General features: G+C 34.2%; 19 protein-coding genes and 1 pseudogene. 4 read left to right on the top strand and 16 right to left on the bottom strand.

The genetic code is table 11. From position 1 onward, the window contains the following. Window positions 1-84: 84 nt before the first annotated feature. The 6 genes from DT250_RS16415 to DT250_RS16390 form a co-directional block, all read right to left on the bottom strand. Complete coding sequence (locus DT250_RS16415) at window positions 85-1,239, bottom strand: CgeB family protein (protein WP_149213348.1); 1,155 nt, start codon at window positions 1,237-1,239, stop codon at window positions 85-87. Window positions 1,240-1,273: 34 nt separating this feature from the next. Then, complete coding sequence (locus DT250_RS16410) at window positions 1,274-2,494, bottom strand: tetratricopeptide repeat-containing glycosyltransferase (RefSeq protein ID WP_087982498.1); 1,221 nt, start codon at window positions 2,492-2,494, stop codon at window positions 1,274-1,276. 270 nt (window positions 2,495-2,764) lie between these two features. Beyond that, a complete protein-coding gene (gnd, locus tag DT250_RS16405) occupies window positions 2,765-3,661 on the bottom strand; it encodes a phosphogluconate dehydrogenase (NAD(+)-dependent, decarboxylating) (RefSeq protein ID WP_088092666.1) in 897 nt (298 codons plus the stop codon). A gap of 18 nt (window positions 3,662-3,679) precedes the next feature. Continuing rightward, complete coding sequence (locus tag DT250_RS16400) at window positions 3,680-5,029, bottom strand: GntP family permease (RefSeq protein ID WP_048528855.1); 1,350 nt, start codon at window positions 5,027-5,029, stop codon at window positions 3,680-3,682. Window positions 5,030-5,043: 14 nt separating this feature from the next. Continuing rightward, window positions 5,044-6,582, bottom strand: coding sequence for a gluconokinase (gntK, locus tag DT250_RS16395; protein ID WP_149213347.1), 1,539 nt, complete (start codon window positions 6,580-6,582; stop codon window positions 5,044-5,046). 436 nt (window positions 6,583-7,018) lie between these two features. Further along, complete coding sequence (locus DT250_RS16390) at window positions 7,019-7,456, bottom strand: Lrp/AsnC family transcriptional regulator (RefSeq protein ID WP_060488643.1); 438 nt, start codon at window positions 7,454-7,456, stop codon at window positions 7,019-7,021. A gap of 142 nt (window positions 7,457-7,598) precedes the next feature. On the opposite strand from DT250_RS16390, the gene DT250_RS16385 reads away from it, so the two are divergent. From DT250_RS16385 to DT250_RS16375, 3 genes are all read left to right on the top strand, one after another. Then, window positions 7,599-8,180 carry a DJ-1/PfpI family protein gene (locus tag DT250_RS16385; RefSeq protein ID WP_088080590.1) on the top strand — a complete coding sequence of 194 codons (582 nt, stop codon included), beginning with the start codon at window positions 7,599-7,601 and terminating at the stop codon, window positions 8,178-8,180. Window positions 8,181-8,609: 429 nt separating this feature from the next. After that, a complete protein-coding gene (locus DT250_RS16380; protein ID WP_098088179.1) occupies window positions 8,610-9,512 on the top strand; it encodes an ABC transporter permease subunit in 903 nt (300 codons plus the stop codon). Next, on the top strand, window positions 9,509-10,528 hold the full coding sequence (locus DT250_RS16375) for an ABC transporter permease (RefSeq protein WP_141540979.1): 1,020 nt from the start codon (window positions 9,509-9,511) through the stop codon (window positions 10,526-10,528). The genes DT250_RS16380 and DT250_RS16375 overlap by 4 nt, the downstream gene beginning before the upstream one ends. A gap of 140 nt (window positions 10,529-10,668) precedes the next feature. On the opposite strand, the gene adhP is transcribed toward DT250_RS16375, so the two are convergent. The 5 genes from adhP to DT250_RS16350 all read right to left on the bottom strand — a co-directional run bounded on the left by adhP (window position 10,669) and on the right by DT250_RS16350 (window position 15,970). Continuing rightward, entirely contained in the window at window positions 10,669-11,706 is a 1,038-nt protein-coding gene (adhP, locus tag DT250_RS16370; RefSeq protein ID WP_000649118.1) for an alcohol dehydrogenase AdhP, read from the bottom strand. Window positions 11,707-12,094: 388 nt separating this feature from the next. Next, complete coding sequence (locus DT250_RS16365) at window positions 12,095-12,949, bottom strand: MurR/RpiR family transcriptional regulator (protein ID WP_088063262.1); 855 nt, start codon at window positions 12,947-12,949, stop codon at window positions 12,095-12,097. Between the two features lie 192 nt (window positions 12,950-13,141). Next, on the bottom strand, window positions 13,142-13,789 hold the full coding sequence (locus DT250_RS16360; protein WP_097890788.1) for a response regulator: 648 nt from the start codon (window positions 13,787-13,789) through the stop codon (window positions 13,142-13,144). A gap of 14 nt (window positions 13,790-13,803) precedes the next feature. Beyond that, on the bottom strand, window positions 13,804-14,922 hold the full coding sequence (locus tag DT250_RS16355; RefSeq protein ID WP_098649410.1) for a GAF domain-containing sensor histidine kinase: 1,119 nt from the start codon (window positions 14,920-14,922) through the stop codon (window positions 13,804-13,806). Between the two features lie 154 nt (window positions 14,923-15,076). Further along, complete coding sequence (locus DT250_RS16350; protein WP_098230742.1) at window positions 15,077-15,970, bottom strand: mechanosensitive ion channel family protein; 894 nt, start codon at window positions 15,968-15,970, stop codon at window positions 15,077-15,079. A 253-nt stretch (window positions 15,971-16,223) separates the two neighbouring features. Here DT250_RS16350 and DT250_RS16345 point away from each other — a divergent pair, with 253 nt between their 5' ends. Next, entirely contained in the window at window positions 16,224-16,673 is a 450-nt protein-coding gene (locus DT250_RS16345; RefSeq protein ID WP_088609139.1) for an NUDIX hydrolase, read from the top strand. 35 nt (window positions 16,674-16,708) lie between these two features. Here the strand turns inward: DT250_RS16345 and DT250_RS16340 are convergent, their stop codons facing one another. From DT250_RS16340 to dat, 5 genes and pseudogenes are all read right to left on the bottom strand, one after another. Beyond that, on the bottom strand, window positions 16,709-17,257 hold the full coding sequence (locus tag DT250_RS16340) for a cysteine hydrolase family protein (protein ID WP_048541253.1): 549 nt from the start codon (window positions 17,255-17,257) through the stop codon (window positions 16,709-16,711). Window positions 17,258-17,371: 114 nt separating this feature from the next. Next, window positions 17,372-17,626 (bottom strand): annotated as a pseudogene (locus DT250_RS16335) (hypothetical protein). 65 nt (window positions 17,627-17,691) lie between these two features. Next, the gene (locus DT250_RS16330) at window positions 17,692-18,180 is read right to left on the bottom strand and encodes a putative periplasmic lipoprotein (protein WP_048541213.1); all 489 of its coding nucleotides are present in this window, start codon (window positions 18,178-18,180) and stop codon (window positions 17,692-17,694) included. Window positions 18,181-18,439: 259 nt separating this feature from the next. After that, window positions 18,440-19,087: a nitroreductase family protein gene (locus DT250_RS16325; protein WP_046955687.1), complete on the bottom strand. Its 648-nt coding sequence runs from the start codon at window positions 19,085-19,087 to the stop codon at window positions 18,440-18,442. Window positions 19,088-19,185: 98 nt separating this feature from the next. After that, the gene (dat, locus tag DT250_RS16320) at window positions 19,186-20,061 is read right to left on the bottom strand and encodes a D-amino-acid transaminase (RefSeq protein ID WP_000648369.1); all 876 of its coding nucleotides are present in this window, start codon (window positions 20,059-20,061) and stop codon (window positions 19,186-19,188) included. Between the last annotated feature and the right edge of the window lie 76 nt (window positions 20,062-20,137).

The raw sequence follows: 20,137 nt of genomic DNA, 5'->3' as shown, positions 1-20,137 counted from the left end.
CACAATATAAAGAGGGAACTAGCTTGATAAAATAGTATGATAGACGAAAAAAAGAACTCATACGAAAGTAGGAGTTCTTCACAATTACTTTTCTTCCGCTTTATCGCTCAGTATGTCTATGCTTCTTTTTGCTTCAAAATGGTTATACGCTTCTTCTGCTAATTTAATACGTTCTTCTGGTAATTCTATATATTTCATAACGTTTTCTATTATTTTTTCATACGGAGTAAACACTATTCCTGGCCACTCTATCTCGTCCTCGGGATTACTATTTTCAGAGATAATAAATTTCTTATTTGCCACTGCATAAGAAACTCGAGGAGTTTCAAGAATACCCGATAAGTAAAAATGAATATTTAATATAATTTTAGACCTAGCAATCAACTCATTTCTAACAATTCCCCACGCATTATTTTTAAAAACAATATTTAAATTCGGGGCAACTACTTTTAATTGATCTAAAATAGCTTGTCGCCTTGGGTTAAGAGCACCTATAAACAGTATATCAATGTCTTCAGTTAACTCTTCATCAAATGCATCTTTTTTTATTTCTAGAGTTGGGGCATAGTTCATTTCCACATGTTTTATTTCTTTTCCTACTCCTTTTTGTTTTAACCATTCTATATTTTGTTTACTATAATCCCAAATTTCCTTATCTTTTAATAACATTAAATAAAGAGGATGCGCATAAGGACTTCCTTCATATAGCTGTTCTAAATTATAAACAATTGCATTTTTTGGTAGTAGATTCGGATTATGCGCATACGTATGCGCTCCAAAAACAATTGTATTTTTCACATTTTCTAGTATTGTTTCTGAAATAATTGCTGTATTTCCCTCCTGCTCCAATCGCCATTTCAAAGCTCGCGCAACATCTATAAAACTACCATACGTCTTTGGGCATATAAAAAGACAATAATCATATTCTTTATTCAAATAAGCTTCCATTAGTCTTAAATTATTTTTATATAAATCCACATCCGGATATCTAATTAAAAGCTCACTTGCATGTTTTTTTGCTACTTTATACATTCCAGCATAATAAGCAGCAATGCACCTTCTTAATTCGATTTTTTGCCGATGCTCTTCTGCTACGTCCATGTCTATAAGGAGATTTGCGATACAATACGCTTTTAAATGATCACGATCATAATAATAATCTAGTAGTGGCATCAATTCTTCATACGTATTTCCATGCACGGATTCCCCTAGTTCTAGCGCCCATCGTATTAATTCCATGATTACTCCACTACTCCTTTAACCGACAATGTATTTAATAAAATTTCGCATTACTTTCTACCATATTTGCTATATGCAACGGTAGCTCTTCTTTTCTCGATTCCAAATATTTTTGTGATACTGCACCTAAATGTTTTTTATGCGGTATATAAAAAGCACTTATAGAAATCTCATAGTCAAATAAGTAATCATACACATGATAATCTACAAATAGCAGATCATTTTTCGGAAAAGGAATTTCCTTCCCTTGCAACGCATACATCAAAGCAATATTATTTTGAGATTTTAATCGATACATTCTTGCAAGTTGGTATAATGGCTCAGCCCGAGTTGGTCTATATTCCCACGCTTTTTGAAAATAAAGAATAGCTAATGCTGTATATTGCTCTTCTTGCGCCTTAGCATTTTCTTTTTCATCCACTTCTGTTACCTCATATTGTTTATTTGCTGAACGGTTTGCTAATTGTTCATAACAAAATCCTATTCGCAATAACGAATAGAACACCTCTTCAACCCATCCACCTGCTTCCACTCTTTTTTTGTACCATTTAATCGAATCTTCAAATTGACTTAAATGAAAATAAGTTTGGGCTAAGTAAAATAAATATCTTATATGCAAATCTGGCGTTGTTTCTGGATCACTCAATCCTTGTAACAACAACCGCTCATCTCTCTCAAATTTATCAGCTTTACTACCACCATCCCCAGGATCGTTAACGACAAGCGTCTCTAACCTAGCTACCCTCGTATTGTAATTCGCACCAACTTTGGAACGATCTATATCCCAATACTCATGAGTAACACCGACAGATTTCCATGGTAAAGAAGCTTTCAAAAGGCGTGTAAGCCAATACTTAATATGAATATCATATTGCATTGTAAGATAGTGGTCTTCCGTTAAACTAGTCTTATCAAACTCGGGATCAACTTCTAATATCATATCTGCATCTAATATTAATAAATAATCTGCTTCTGGATATGTTTTTTGTGCTAATGAAACTGCTAAACTTCTGTTATAGCCAAAATTTTGAAATGGTTCATGATGAACTGTTCCAGGGATTTCATTTTCTTCACACCAATTTTCAATAATTTCAGGTGTATTATCAGTTGATCCCGTATCACAAATAGAAACAAAATCTACAATTGATTTTGTAGCATTTAAACATCTTTCCATAATTCTAGACTCGTTTTTAACAATCATACAAAGACATAACTTTTTTTCTTCCCCTGCATTCTTCACTTGCTCATTTCCCATTTAACCACCTCATATTTTATTAACACGCTCTTTTCATATGTAACACCACTTCATAGCTACACTGATGACATAATCATCCTTTTACTATTTATGAAAATTTCATTTTATTTATTCTTATTTTTATGTTGGGACATCTTTCATGCTTCACTATATATTTGATACAATCAGTACAAATAAACAATGATTGATTGATATTTTTAAATTAGAGATTTCTTACACTATAAAAAAAGAAACTTGCGCCTATGCACAAGTTTCTTTTTAAAAACAACCTTATTTTTTCACAACTTCATGTCCACCGAACTGATTACGAAGAGCTGAAACTACTTTTCCGTGGAATGTATCATCTTCTTGAGAACGGTAGCGCATAAATAATGACATTGCGATTACCGGTGCTGCCGCTTGAAGTTCAAGTGCCGTTTCCACAGTCCATTTCCCTTCTCCTGAAGAGTTCATCACACCTTTAATGCCATCAAGTTTAGGATCATCTGCAAATGCCTTTTCAGTTAAGTCCATTAACCAACCGCGGATAACTGATCCGTTTGCCCATACTTTAGCAACATCTTCATAATTGAAATCAAAATCACTTTTATCTAACACTTCAAAGCCTTCAGCGATTGCTTGCATCATTCCGTATTCAATACCGTTATGAACCATTTTTAAGAAATGACCACTTCCGACGCGGCCTGCATAAGAATACCCATTCTCTACTGCTAAATCTTTAAATAAAGGTTCTAATTGATCATAAATTTCTTTTTCTCCACCAACCATTAAGCAAGCACCGTATCTAGCTCCTTCTACACCGCCTGATGTACCGATATCTACGTAATGTAAACCAAAACTTTTCGCTTCTTCAGCACGGCGTAACGTATCTTTATAGAATGAATTCCCGCCTTCAATAACGATATCGCCTTCCTCTAATAATGGATATACATCTTTTAGTACCGATTCAACAACTTCTCCCGCAGGTACCATTACCCAAATTTTACGAGGAGCTTCTAGTTCAGCAATCATTTCTTTTAATGTATGACGAGCGGTAATCCCTATTGCCCCTGCCTTTTCAACAAGCTCTTTATTAACGTCATATACCACTACTTCATGCTTGTCTTCATATAAATGTTCTGCTAATGGGAATCCCATTTTTCCTAATCCAATTAAACCTAGTTTCATATTAATCAATCTCCCATTCTATACAAATATATTTAATAACGAAATGAGTCCAAGTGCTACAACAGATAATATCGTCTCCATTGCAGTCCATGTTAATAATGTTTCTTTCACAGTCATTCCGAAATATTCTTTAATCATCCAAAATCCAGAATCATTTACATGTGATAAAATTAATGACCCTGCACCTGTTGCAAGTGCTAGTAGTTCAACATTTACACCTGGTGTACTTGCTGCAATCGGCGCAACAATACCAGCTGCTGTCATCATAGAAACCGTTGCCGATCCAGTTGCGATTCGGATAAGTGCCGCAATTCCCCAGCCTAATAATATCGGTGAAATATGAGATTCTTTCGCCATTTCTGCGATTGTCGTTCCAATTCCAGAATCTAATAATACTTTATTAAATGCGCCGCCTGCACCGATAACTAACAGTATGTTCGCAATAGGCCCAAGGCAATCGTTTGTAAATTGTAATACTTTATCCTTTGAGAAACCTTTTGCATAACCAAGACTAAAGAAAGAGTATATCGTTGCAATTAATAACGCGACGATTGGATCTCCAATAAAGTGCAATACTTGTGCAAGTTGACTTGTTTTGTTTAGTGCTACTTCCGCAATTGATGCACCTAGCATTAGAAATACTGGAAGTAAAATTGTAAACAATGTATTTCCGAAACTAGGAAGCTCCTTCTTCTTATCTCTTTCAATAAATTGCTCCGCTATATCTAATGGTACTTCTTTATGTATACGAGCACCAATCCATTTCCCGTAAAGCGGACCTGAAATGATTGCAGTTGGAAGTCCGACGATTAAAGCATATAAAATTGTCTTCCCTACATCTGCTTTAAAAATACCTACTGCTGCCATCGCTGCTGGATGTGGCGGAACGAGTCCGTGTACAACAGATAAACCTGCTACTAGTGGTATACCAATTGTAATAAGTGATACCCCTGTTTCTAACGCAATTGTAAATACTAATGGAATTAACAGTACAAATCCAACTTGGAAAAACACTGGAATCCCTACTAAAAATGCAACGAACATCATTGCCCAGTGAACACGTTTCTTCCCAAAACGATCAATTAATGTGTTAGCAATTCGTTCAGCACCGCCAGATTCGGCCATCATTTTTCCAAGCATCGTTCCTAATGCTAATACTATCGCTAAAAACCCTAACGTATTACCAAGCCCTAGTTTAATAGAATCGATAATCCCTGGATCTTTTGGTGAAGTTCCAATCAATGGCATTCCCATTGCTAGTCCTACACCAATTGCTGTTAAAATTAACGCGACAAACGGATGCCATTTTACTACTGTAATAAGTAAAAGTAGTATGACAACTGCCGCTAGTACGATTCCAACTACCATTTCTCCCAATCCCCCTATTGTTTACGTTGGAAAGCAGCTATACAATCAAATTCTTCTTTCAAGCGATTGTAAAGTCGTTCATACATATAAAACATTTCTAAATATATAGCCGTATTTTCTTTATTCGGTACATGATGATGAACAATATCAATCCAATCCTTTACCTCTTCAAGAGAATCAATTTTTCCTACAGCATATAAAGCAACTGCCGCTGCCCCAAGCGCAGATGCTTCATGACTTTCAGGAACAAGCAATTCTTTTCCCATCATATCGGATAACATTTGTCTCCAAAATGCAGATTTCGCAAAACCTCCTGAAACGCGTATTTCAGTAAGTGGCCCTGTACAATCCCTGATTGCGAGTGCAACAGAATATACGCTCATACAAACACCTTCCATGACTGCACGTATAAAATGTTCTCGTTTATGCTGAAGGTTTATTCCAAAGAATGTACCACGAGCATTTGCATTCCAGTACGGTGCACGCTCTCCAGATAAAAACGGTAAAAATAGCAATCCACCCGCTCCAGCTGGTACACTTTCCGCATACTTAATTAATAAATCATACGGATCAATGCCAAGTTTTTTTGCTACTTCTTGCTCTGGGCTACCAAATTCATCACGTAACCATCTCAGTAATATTCCGCCGTTATTCGTTGGTCCGCCGATCACCCAGTGCTCGTCTGTTAATGCATAACAAAACGTTCTTCCTTTTTCATCTGTATTAACACTTGATGAAATTGTTCGAACCGCACCACTTGTACCAATTGTAATTGCAGCTGAGCCAGGCGATATTGCCCCAACGCCCACATTCGCAAGAACACCATCACTTGCACCAATAACAACTGGCGTATCTTCACGAATACCCATCTTTTGTGCTAATTCCGGTTTCATACCCGACAAAATATATGTAGTTGGCACTGGTGTTGATAATTGTTCTGGTGACATATGTAACAACGTTAAAACATCTTCATCCCAGTTTAATGTTTCTAAATTAAATAACCCAGTAGCTGATGCTATTGAATAATCCACTACGTAACATGAAAACAATTGATACATAACATACTCTTTAATGGAAATAAATTTATATGCGCTCGCATATAATTCTGGCTCTTCCTCTTTCATCCACAATAATTTAGAAAGTGGCGACATCGGATGAATTGGTGTACCCGTTCGTCTATAAATTTCATGACCATTCATATGTTGTAATAATTTTTCTGACTGTTTCGTACTTCGATTATCTGCCCAAATGATAGAACGCGTTAATGGTGCACCGTTTTTATCTACTGCAATTAATGCGTGCATTGCTGTACTAATACCGATTGAAGAAATACCCTCTGGTAACACGTTACCCTTCCGGATGGCAACGCTTACAGTTTTATATACAGCAGCACATATTACATCAGGGTCTTGCTCAGCCCATCCGACATTCGGTTGAATAATTGGATAATCAACTGCATGTGATGCAACAACTTTTCCTTTTTCTGTAAATACAACCGTTTTTGTACTTGTGGTACCGATATCAATCCCGATTACTCTCCCCCTTGTTTCCATGCGAATCTTCCCTTCGTTTCTAGCAAAATACGATCTAGTAAACCGTTTACATGAATTAGTATATAAAATATTTTTTCATTAATCAAGTTTTAAAAAGAAAATTTTTTTCATAACAAAAAATATATCCCCCTCATTCCATTTCACTTACATACTAAATTTAGATTTTCCCCGCGGTAAAGTTGCGTTATATTCGTTACATTTCGCAACACACTCTCTTTTTCTTTCATTAACAACACATACATAGTTCTTCCTTACGTTCTACTCATTTGCATGAAAAAGAGTTGAGAAGCAATATTCATTTTTAAGGGTCACTTTACATAACCATCAAGCTAAGAAAAATGATTAGTGACCCTTCTTTTTATACAAGTCCGAAAAATAAGGGATATTTTTAAAAGATTATTAAGTAGGCAATAGTTAATTGATTAGGCCAGTATTTTTATTCTTCACTAATAAAGGGAGCAATTATCTTTTTTTCATGAGAAGATAACACGATATTTGTTGATGGCGTACCATATTGCATCGAATCATCAATAAATTTTTCTAAACTTTCTACAGAATACGTTGCTAATTTGACAATATAGCTAATTTCCCCTGCTACTCTGTAACACTCAATTACATCTGGATGATTATAGCAAAAGTTAGATAATGATTTACAATTCGTTGATTTAAACAATATAAGTGCAGAAATTGGACGATTAATTTTTTTTAGAGAAACACGTGCATGGTAACCTTCAATAATCTGTTGCTCCTCTAACTTCCTTACTCGCTCAGTTACTGACGGAGAAGATAAGTGAACTGCTTCAGCTAAATCCTTCATTGAAATTTTTGCATTTGACTGTAATAACCCCACGATTTTTTTATCAATTTGATCCATAAACTATCCAACCTTTTTTTATAAAATAGAATAACCTAAATTCTTTATATAATAAAGCCAAACAATTGAATATCCTTATTTAACTTATTCATCAGCTTTTTATATTTATATAAAATAAGGATATTAGGAGGCGATTTACGATATGAAAAAGATTTTATTATTATTAGCTGACGGATTTGAAGCAGTAGAAGCTAGTGTATTTACAGACGTACTAGGCTGGAATAAGTGGGAGGGTGATGGATCGACCGAGGTCATAACAGCTGGTCTTCGGGATAAATTAACCTGTACTTGGAATTTTACTGTCATACCCGAAAAAACGGTTGATAATATTCAATTGGATGAGTTTGATGCACTAGCTATTCCAGGAGGGTTTGAAGAAGCTGGTTTTTATCGGGATGCATTCAGTAAAGAATTCTTACATGTTATTCAACATTTCCATGTCAAACAGAAGCCTATTGCAAGTATTTGTGTTGCATCATTAGCGCTTGGTAAAAGTGGAATTCTTATAGATAAAAAAGCTACCACATACAGTCATCCAACGAGTAAACGAAAAGAGCAGTTAAAGAATTTCGGTGCAAAAGTACAAAATGATTTAATTGTTCAAGATGGAAATATTATTACATCTTCAAATCCAGGTACAGCTTTTGATGTTGCATTTTTATTACTTGAAAAATTAACATCTAAACAGAACGCTAAACATGTAAAGAATCTTATGGGGTTTTAAACATTAAACTTCAACAAAGAGATAATTCTAGAACTTGTTAGAATTATCTCTTTGTTGAACCACAGGTGCCCTCCTAGGAATTCATTGATCCCTAGGAGTTTTTTAAATTTCCTACACGTAGCCTAAAAGAAGAAACCATCTCGTCTAAAATTAACTTTGCATCAGCTTAGCTTTATCGCGCTGAAGTCGCGTAACATAGCCGCTACCTCTCCAAATAAGAATTCTGTACATTTTGCTCTATTAATTGTTTTTGGTTCACTCATCCTATTACCTTAATAAACTTAGAGCGCGGATCCTACTATAACTTTATTAACTTGTAAATATATGTTCCATACTATAAAATCTAATAGTATTTTTATTTTTCAGAAAAATAAAACAATAATTTAGACTTTATTGTATAATGTTGTAAAAAGATGTCGGAGGGATTTAATGTTACATAAAATATCTCAATTCACAATTAAGCTTTCATCAATTCTTTTATCACTGTTACTATTATTAAATTTACCTTATTTATTTATCACTCAACAAGGATTCACCTTTCAACCAATTTATTTTTTTAACCAGATCGTTACTATGTTAAAACAGGTTTTCTCACCTGAATCATTGTTGGTTATAGGATCAGACCCAAAGTTTGGTCATTTAAAAACAACACCATTATTTCCAACTGTTTTAGAACCTTACCTATATTCATTTATTGTATTATTTGTGGCCTTTTTGCTTGCGCTCTTTATCTCATCTAGCATGGCATTTTTTTATTTTTTAGCAAAAGATTATATAAAAAAATGGATAAACCGAATTGTGTTCATATTAGAAGCTGTCCCTGATATGATGATGATGATTTGTTTGCAAATATTTTTCATTTGGGTACTTAAGAAATTTGGGGAAGCTCCTTTCACCATTATTTCTTTTAATGAAAATCGCGCTTATTTACTCCCTATTTTATCTTTAGCGGTCTTACCTACATTACAAATGTTTCGGATGATGGTGTTATACATACAAGAAGAACATGGAAAACATTACGTAGAGGTTGCATATGGAAAAGGTCTTTCATCAAGTTATATACTACGCATTCATTTATTCAAAAATATATCTATCCACTTCTTCTACCATTTAAAAACGATTTTTGTTTTCTTACTTTCTAACTTATTCATTTTAGAATTTGTTTTTAATATGCAAGGTATTATTCAATTTTTATTTAAGAAGGCGTTTATTTCACCTCCCGCTGCATTTATTATACTTGTCATGATTATCTTACCGTTTTATGCCATTTTTCAAATAACCTCTTTCATGATGAATAGATGGCAAAAGCAATTGAAAGGAGCAGCTTTATGAAATCTATTTGGAAATCAAAACGCTTTTTAATCGGCTTTACTTATTTATTCATACTTGTTTCAGCTAGTTTTATTTATAGTTGGTTCTTTAAAGATAACATCCCAAAACCTCCTCAGTTACTTTACAATGACAATAACGAATTACTTGGAAAGGCCCCCTTTCCACCATCGTTAATACCGCCTTTTGGATCTGATCGTTTTGGAGAGTCTGTTTTCTTACAAATTATAGAAGGAGCAAAATTTACCATTTTATTAGCCGTGGCAATTAGCTTCTTTCGAATTTTATTCGGAACATGTATAGGAATCCTCTTAAGTTTATATGCTCCAAAATTCAAGAGATTTTTCCAGTCATGCTCAGAAGTTTTTTATTACATTCCTACTTTATTTATCGCATTTATACTCATCACGCCCGTTAATATTGTAATCGTATCAAATGCTGATAGATTAGATCCAAATATTTCATTTGCTTTTTATCAAGTACTCGTACTTATTTTCGTCGCTCTGCCTACACTTTCTTTATATATATCCTCAGAGGTTGAGGAATTTATGAAACAAGATTACATTTTAAGTTCCCAATTGCTAGGGGCTAGCCGTTTTCATATTATCAAAAAACACTTACGAGTCTTATTACTTGATCGCTTATTTGTGTTATTCATGGAACATATCGTCCAAGCACTCATACTCGTTATCCATTTAGCGTTGCTTGATATTGTAATTGGCGGGATACAAATGCGTGAACTCTATGACGGAGTACTCAAACCTGTTTCTCTATCTAATGATTGGGCAGGCCTTATTGGATTAAATCGTTATGAAATGAATATTTCATGGTGGATTATTTTGTATACTCTCGTTTCATTCTTTATTACGATTCTATTTATAAAGCTTATGACAATCGGGATTCAAGATGCACTGAAAGCAAGAGATTCGCAAGTTGTAGCAATTCAAACCGTTCCAAATCATAAAAAATTTGTTAAAAGTAAAGATTCTTTTTCGTTTGTAGATAAAGTGAACCTTTAATCCTTTCTCGTTAGTCGACATTGATAGTAGTGGAATGCAAAGAAGATGATTCCTGTTGAATGCAGGGATCATCTTCTTTCTGCCGTCTAACTTTTTTACATGTCTTTAGCTAGACTCATGCTTTTTATATTTAAAATGAATTATTTGCAATCACAATTATGCTGTTTAAAATCGATTACCATACGTCCTTGAATTCTACCTTGTTCCATTTCTTCGAATACATTTTGTACTTTATCTAGAGAACAAGTTTGAACAACCGGCACTACTTTTCCTTCTGCACCGAACATGAATGCCTCTTCTAAGTCTTTACGAGTACCGACTAGAGAACCAACTACTTCAATTCCATCTAGTACAAGTCGCGGAATGTTTAAATCCATCGTTTCTACTGGTAAACCTACTGCAACGACTTTACCACAAGCACGTACTGCATCAACTGCTGAATTGAACGCTACTTTAGAAACGGCTGTTACTACAGCAGCATAAGCACCACCAAACTCATCTTGAACAATCTTATCAGCAGGACCTTGAGAAATTGGATTGATAGTCATATCCGCACCAACCTCTTTTGCTAATGCTAATTTATCGTCATTAATATCTACTGCAATTACCTTTGCACCAAACACGTTTTTAGCATATTGGATAGCTAGGTTACCTAATCCACCACACCCATAGATGACGATAGGTTGACCAGGTTTAATGTCTGATACTTTTATTGCTTTATATGTAGTTACGCCCGCACATGTGATTGATGATGCTTGAGCAGGATCTAATCCTTCTGGTACTTTCACAGCATAATCAGCTGTAACAATACATTGTTCTGCCATACCACCATCTACTGAATAACCAGCATTCTTAACTTCACGGCAAAATGTTTCTCTACCAGTTACGCAATATTCACAACGTCCACAAGATTGGAACATCCATGCAATACTTACACGGTCACCTATTTTTAGTGAAGTTACATCATCAGCAATTTTCGTAACAATACCTACACCCTCATGACCAAGAATACGGCCATCTGTGTTTCCAAAATCATGATTTGCAACGTGTAAATCAGTATGACAAACTCCACAATACTCTACATCTACTAGCGCTTCACCTGAGTGTAACGGACGTAATTCCTTTTCAATAACTTCAATGTTTGCTTTACTATTTTTATTAACTACTACTGCTTTCATATGTGATCTCCCCTTTAGTGTTTTAGAATTTTAATGAGTTCATCTCACAACTTCTACCTGCACTGTTTCGGCCAATTATTGCACCAAATTTAAATGTTCAATCATCATTACACGTTCATCATAACATGTAATTTTAAAAGCTTATTGTTAAATATTGAACAATATTTGAATTATTAACCAAATGTTTTCTTACTATATTTGAAGGGAAAACTGAGATTTCATCTATGTATCGTTTATTAGAATTCAAGATGCGAAGTAATAAATAAAGATTTTTTAATATAGGAAATTATTATCATTATATTTTCAAAAAAGATTATAACGAGTAAACCTAGATTATATATCATCAAACTATTGACCAATATAAAAAGCCCTTCAACTGAAGGACTTTTTATATTCGTTTCATCGAAATTGTTTCACGTATACTTTGTAAATTTTGCAATGTCTCTTCTTGGCGTTGTAACGATAACCCAACGTATAAAGTATCTAACAAACTTAACTGTGCTAATCTTGATGAACTTGCTTCTGTACGGAATTCCGTCTCACGTGTTGAAGTATATAATGTAATATTAGCAAGTTGACTTAATGCTGATTTCTGATAGCTCGTAATTGCAATAATGCGAGCTCCTCTTGCTTTTGCTACTTCTAACGCTTCCAGTAACCCTTTATTGCTACCAGAATGAGAAATTGCAATTACCACTGCTTCTTTAGTAAGTAAACCCGCACCCATAATTTGAAAATGTGAATCTGTATGAGCAATACAAGAAATACCCGTTCTCATAAATTTATGATATGCATCCATCGCTATAATACCAGAACCACCATTTCCATAAAACTCAATACGACTTGCATCTTGCAATACCTTTACGGCTTGCTCTAGCGCTGTATCATTTAACAAATGCAATGTATCTTGCAGTCCTGTAATATGCGAATGAAAAACTTTTTTAGCAACAGTTACCATACTATCTTCTGCCGATACTTCTTCATGAATATTTTGCATAGGAGTATGTACAATTTCACGAGCTAATGTAATCTTTAAATCTTGAAACCCTTGAAAACCGAGGTGCTTACATAAGCGGAATATCGTAGCTTCAGAACTATTCGTAACTTCAGCTAATTCTGTAATAGATTTATGTACAACATCTTGTGGATGTTTCAATATATGTTCGGCAATACTTCGCAATTTCGGTGATAAACCATTTAACGAAGCCTGAATCTTTCCAATCCCACTTCTTGTACCTGGCATAGCATATCTTCCCCTTCCATCGTAGTTTTATTGTACCTAATTATAGAAAGAAGAAAAACCTTTATTTAGCACTACTATAAATTGAAACTTTAATCAGTGAGAGTATTGTACATCTCCCACTAATTATAAGCCCGCAAATAGCGGGATAAATTTTAAATACTCCTATGTATTCTGTCGTAACATGGGACATAATTATTCATACTTATTATTTCCCCCGTGCTTCACCGCATATAATGCAGCTTGCGTACGATCATCTACTTCCAATTTAGCTAAAACATTTGAAACGTGTGTTTTCACAGTCTGTTCTGTAATATGAAGCTCTGCTGCAATTTCTTTATTACTTCGCCCTTTCGCAATTTCACGAAGTACTTCTTGCTCTCTTTTTGTTAACATGGAAAAAGGGTTCTCTTTTTCTTTCTTAACTGCTGATCGTCCGAATAGTGCTGGTGTTACTTTCGGATGAAAATTCGCATTTCCTTCATGTACTGCAATGATAGAAGCAACAAGTTGCTCAGGTTGTACTTCTTTTAATTGATAACCATCTGCTCCAGCTTCCAGTGCTGGTAAAACATAATCTTGCTCTGAAAAACTGCTTAATATAAGTATCTTTATTGTTTTATCATATTGCTTTATCCGTTTTGTTGCTTCTATACCATCCATCTTCGGCATTGATAGATCCATTAATACTACATCTGGTCTTTCCGTTTGAATGAATGTTAATGCCTCTTCACCATTTTCTGCTTCCCCAACTATTTCAAATCCTTCTCTCGTTTTTAAAAAGAATACAAGTCCTCTTCGAACGATATGATGATCCTCAACTAGTAGTAATTTAATCTTCAATCTTCTTCTCCCCTTTAAACCGGCAATTGAATTTCAATTTTTGTACCCTTTTTCAGCTCAGTTTTTATTTGAAATGATCCCCTCATTAACTGAATACGTTCCTTCATACTTTTTAAACCGAGCGCTGACTCTCTTACGTGATCTTGTATAAATCCTATTCCGTTATCCTCTATGTAAAAATACAACTGGTTATTTTCTATTTTTAAAAGAACATTTACCTTTTCACATGAAGCATGTTTTTTACAATTATGTATTGCTTCTTGACTAATACGCCATAAAACTTCTTCTATTTCATCTCCAATTGAAACCATACCATCAATTCGAACTTCCACGTGGATCCCTAACAACTTTCCGTAATTTTTAATTGCTTCTGCTAAACCTTTCTCTAATCCTTCCGGTCTTAATTGCCAAATTAAAAGTGTCATTTCTTGTAATGCTTCCTGTGATAATTCTCCAATATAGCTCAACATCTCTTGCAAGTCTCTATCTTGCGTCATATTTAAAGTACCTTTTGCTGTTAGCATAATAGAAAATAACAATTGTTTTACTGAATCATGTAAATCACGTGCAAGTCGATTTCTTTCAGCTACCACTACGTATTTACGTTCCTTCTCTACCAACTGAATACGTTGTATTGTCGTTCCTATTTGAAATGCAATCGATTCTAATAATGCCAATTCTTCCTCTGAAAAGTGTGTTTTTTGAGGTGAGGCTACATTTAATAGACCAAACTTCTCCGATCCAGACCTAAGTGGAATCGTCGCATGATGCGTAACATCTTCTGTCTCTCCCCAATTACACTCAATCGCATCCTCTATTCGCTTACATTCAATAATATTTGTCGCTTTTTCCAATCTGCCATTCACAAAACGCTCTACACACCAGCAGTCCCCTTCACACATCGGCTTCTTCTCTTTCCATGTAAGAGCCGGTGGTAAGTTTTCATCTACAAGCATACGGTGCTTTCCACTTTCATCGATAAAGAATATCCACCCTGTTTGTAAATTCATAACTTGTAACAATGTATGTAACACTTTTTCTAACATGACTTGTAAGTCTGTTGCTTCATTTAATAATTCTGCAATTGCTTTTAATGCTTCTAAACGATGCGTCTCTTTTTCTTCAAAGTTCATTTTCATCACCATCTATCATTATAACATTAAGAAATTTCTAAATTCTACAAATAAGAAAGAACTGAATTCCTTCAGTTCTTTCTTTAAATTAATCATTTTATTATTTTTCTATCCAATGTTGGAAGCTAGATTTTTGTTAACAAACTATTCTATTTTAGCTGTCCGATAAAGATTGTCCACCATGGTTATGCTGTAAACTTTCAGTAGTAACGACCATATTTGCTGCTGGCATTTGCACTTGATTCTTATGGAACATAGACATTAATTCAAACCTTACTTGTCTAGAAGTTTCAAAATAATCTTCTGGCTTTATTAAACCTGTAATACAAAATTCATATCCAACATATTTAAGGTTCGGGTTTAAATCTGTGACACCAACATATTTAAACGGCTCAACAGCTTCATCCTCTACTTTATAAAGATTCGAAGCCAATCTTTCATTACAATTAACACAAACTTCTTCTAACAATTCCTTAACTCTTGTAGGATCTTCCTGATAACTTACCGTAATCCGTTCAATTACGCGCATCCATCCTTTATTAAAATTTTGTATCGTCCTAATCTCTCCGTGTGGTATCGTAAGAAGTTTTCCTGACCATTCACGAATTTGCATAAAACGAATACTAATTTCCTCAATTGTTCCTGAATTTGTTCCGTTAAAAGTAACAAAATCGCCAACACGAAACTCTTTGTCCGCTAATCTCGCAAAGCCTAATATAACATCTTTTAACATCTGTTGTGCAGCAAAACCAATAACAACTCCCGCTATCCCTGCACCTGCAATGATACTTTTTATATCTACAAATTGGCTAATTAAATATATGATTAGACTGATGATAATGATATATCTAAAAATAGATCGAATCACACTTTGAATCGTTTGCTCTACCTCTTCATCAAAAAAGCTTGATTTCCTAAAAAACCAATCAATAATACGGTTGATTACAAAAGAGATAATGATTAAAACTAATGCAAATAGTAAAAATCTTAAAAGTAAAAACTCACGTACATAATTAAAAAATTCTTCAGTATACGTTAATAAACTCATCCATCCACACCCTTAACTAATGAAAATTTCATGAAAAACTAATTTATTGTCATACCTTTTGATTTCCTTAAAACTTGTTACACTTTCTTCTATAAATATACCCTTTTTCATTATCTAAAGGGAGATTACATTAGAATTTTTTTATACCCGACTTTATTTTATGACTGCGCTACATATCTCAAAAAAGGAAAATATTAACACAATACCAAATAGTTCATTTGTAAATATTTTGACTCGCGGGGGTTAACTAACAATGGGCTATATCGAAGAACTAAGAGAAGTTATTGGATCAAGACCACTCAATTTATCTGGCGTTGCTGTAGCTGTCTTCAATGAAAAAGAACAAATATTACTACAACAGAGACGAAGTGGTATTTGGGCTGTCCCTGGTGGATTCGTTGAACTTGGCGAATCAACGGAAGAAGCCGGAAGACGGGAAGTGCTTGAAGAAACAGGGATTGAAATAGGCTCTTTACAGTTAATAAGCGTATTTTCCGGAAAAGAATTTTTTGTAAAATTACCGAACGGAGATGAATTTTACCCTATAACAATCGCATATCTTTGCAAAGATATTACAGGTGGTACGTTAAAAGCTGATGGATTAGAATCATTACATGTACAATTTTTTGACTTAAATGGGTTACCAGAAAAAATTAGTCCGTTCATAAAAAAACTAATCGAGCGAAACCTCGTCTCAATTTAAACGAAAAAAGAGACCTTTTTAAAGGCCTCTTTTTTTCACTTCACTTCTGCATGTAAGCATGACTTAAAATGTCCAAGGGCAAATTCATGTCCTTGCTCATTAAAAGATGCAACCGCCTTTTCAAAAACAACAATTTTAAATCCTTTATTATAGGCGTCTACTGCTGTGTGAAGAACACAAATATCAGTACAAACACCTACAAGATGAACTTCTTCTATTCCTCTTTCTCTTAACTTCATCTCTAAGTTTGTTCCTGCAAATGCACTATATCGTGTTTTATCCATATAATATACATTCTCTGCATTTTTATATGTTTCGTACACATCTTGTAATTCACCAAACAAATCTCTTCCATTTGTACCAGCTATATTATGAGGCGGGAATAACTTTGATTCTGGATGATATACATCATTTTCATCGTGTTTATCGATTGCAAAGACAACATAATCCCCATTTTCAATATATTCTTTCGTTATATGGACAATTTCCTTCTCAATTTCTTGTCCTGGTTTCCCGCATGTTAAAGCACCTTTTTCAGCTACAAAATCATATGTATAATCAATATTAATAAGAGCTCGTTTCATAACCACTATCTCCCCTTCTCCTGTTTCACAGTAAACAATAGAAAATTTGTTATTACGACATCGTATGTACTATTCGACATTTCAAATGAAATACCTACATTTTTCATGTAAAACTTACCTTAACCTGAGTTTATCATATGATAGATAAACAATGGTAAAACAAATAGCTCCTATTAACAAATCATGAATTTGTTAATTGAGCGTAATTTGAGTCACCTCTTGGATCATAAACCAAATGACTGACATCGTTAAAATAATCAAGACGATACGAATACACCGATTCACATCTTCAGCCTCTTTCTCTATCATAGTAGAAACAAGTGATTTCTTCCTACTTAATCGTATTAGAAAACGAAACAAGTTATTCACTGTTACATCCTCTAGTATAAACAAAAAAGCACACTACTTTTTGAGTAATGTACTTTTTATTCTTCTTATGACGCTGGTTTTGTTTCGAATGTTGCTTGATTTAAACTAATAACCTTTCCTTTTGGATCATTGTTTTCATACTGAACTGCAGTAATCGTATGACTACCTGTCTCAAGTGTCTTTTCTTTTAATTGTACTGTTGTCTGTGTTGTACTAGTGACTTGATGTTTATCTGCATATACTTGATCTACAAATATAAATGTTTCTTTATCATTTTGAAAATTAGAAAGCTCTAATTCAACATGTTGAATTAAAGTATCCTTTTTGATGAATACAGTTGGTATATTGCCGTTTTCAGAAGTACCATCTGGTGTAATAACTTTTACTTTTCCTTCACCAACTGGTACTGCACCTTCAGGGAATACTACTATATTCTCATTACTTGCATTTACAACTCGTTCTTCCTGCTTTGATTGCGCATCCTCTTTTTCTTGTGGAGCACCGCAACCGGCTAATAACAATACAGACAATCCAGTGATTATGAATTTTTTCAAAATTCATCCCCCCTGTCATTTCATTATAATTTATTATACAAAAATAACTTTTAAATTTTAAGACTATTTTCAACACTTTCATGAACAAATAGAATCTTGCCCACGATTAATGTATCATACTTTCCTTAATAGAACATTAATTTTTTTTATGAAATAAATAGTAATTCCCTCTTATCTATCATTTTAGCCCAACAAATTAATTACATACCTGTCCAAAATAAAAAGACATTGTTCATTCAATGTCTTTTTATTTTAAGCTTTAAAAAACAAATGTTGTAATCTCATCTACTTCTTTTCTTGGAAGTTTCTTCGGCTTATCTTTCGGAAAACCGAGTGAAATAACCATATTTATTTGTTTTTCAGACTCAATTTGTAAATATTGTCGTAGTTCATCTTGAGCTAACAATACCGGTCCTGTCATTGGACAAGTACCCAGCCCTTTCGCATGTGCAGCCAACATTAAGTTTTGTGCCGCTAAACAGCTACTCTTAATTCCTTCTTCTTCCCAAACTGAATCTGGAACAAAAGCAATTGGATCAAATATCTTTTCGCGAAATTTTGATTCATATGGTGTTGCCAAACACACGATTAATACAGGTGCCTCTGAGAAAGCTGTTGCATATGGTCCAAATGAACGGGTAAGTAATTTCCCTGCTTTCTCTTCTCCGTTTTCTGCCGCTTTTGCCGCAAGTTTATGTAATGCATCCCAAGTCATTTGCTCAATTTCTTTAATTTTCTCTCGGTTCATAATGACCAAGAACTCCCAAGTTTGTGAGTTCGTATCACTCGGTGCATAACGAGCACAATCAATAATTTCTTTTATGTCACTAATGGATACTTCTTGTTCTGTGAACTTCCTAACACTTCGTCTACCGTGAATTACTTCTTTAAAATCTTCATAATTCATACATTAAATCCCCTTTTTACAACGTTTTCAAATCTTGTCCTATGTTTGAATTATATCATGAAAAAAAGCTGGAGGAATACCAGCTTTTTTCTTCAATATTAGTTCGTAACTTTAAATAAACGAATACTTTCTTCATATGCAACTTGGAGTTTCTTTGTAATTGGTCCTCTTTCGCCGGTTCTAAACTGTTCATCACCTATTTGAACGACTGGGAATATTTCTAGTGGTGTCGCTGTAAAGAAGCACTCATCAGCCTCATATACTTCTTGTAGTGAAAATTCTCGTTCTTCTACTTCAATATGTAACTCTTTCGCTAATGTAATAACGAAGTGACGTGTAATGCCGTGTAGAATGAAGTTGTCAGCCGGATGTGTAATCAATTTATTATTCTTCACCATAAAGAAATTTGAATGACACCCTTCAGTTACAATTCCATCTCGTACTAATATCGCTTCTTGATAGCCTTGTTCGTTTATTTTATTTTTAATCATAATATTAGGTAGCAGATTTAAAGATTTTATATGACAAAACTTCCACCGTATATCCTCTTCTACCGTAACTTTTATTCCCAGTTCCATAGCAGCAATTGGTCTTGGAAACGAAACAATATTTGCAAAATATGTTGGTTGCATATTTGACTCATATACATGATTACGTGCTTGAGCACCTCTTGATATTTGCAAATATACATTCCCATCTTCTTGAAATTGATTTTTTTCAATCATTTGATGCAACTCTTCCACTAACTCCTCCTTAGTAAAAGGTGGAATTAGTTTTATTTCTTCCATAGAATTAAAGAATCGTTCCAAATGTAGATCTAATAAATGTGGCTTCCCATCATATAGTCTGAATACCTCGTATATACCATCACCAAATTGAAAGCCTCTCTCCTCTAATGGAATCATCGGCTGTTCTTCCTTCGTATTTACAATTCTTCCGTTAAACAAAATCCAATCTTTATGAGTAGCTTTCATTCATTCCCACTCCTTTATTCCATAATTGATTTAATTGTACAACTTATCCACACTCAAAAGAAGGAATTTTCTGTAT

This window comes from Bacillus sp. AR2-1 (assembly GCF_008368755.1).
Lineage (GTDB): Bacteria > Bacillota > Bacilli > Bacillales > Bacillaceae_G > Bacillus_A > Bacillus_A wiedmannii.
Note: the sequence above shows the minus strand (reverse complement) of the source record. Positions and strands in the feature narration are given on the sequence as shown.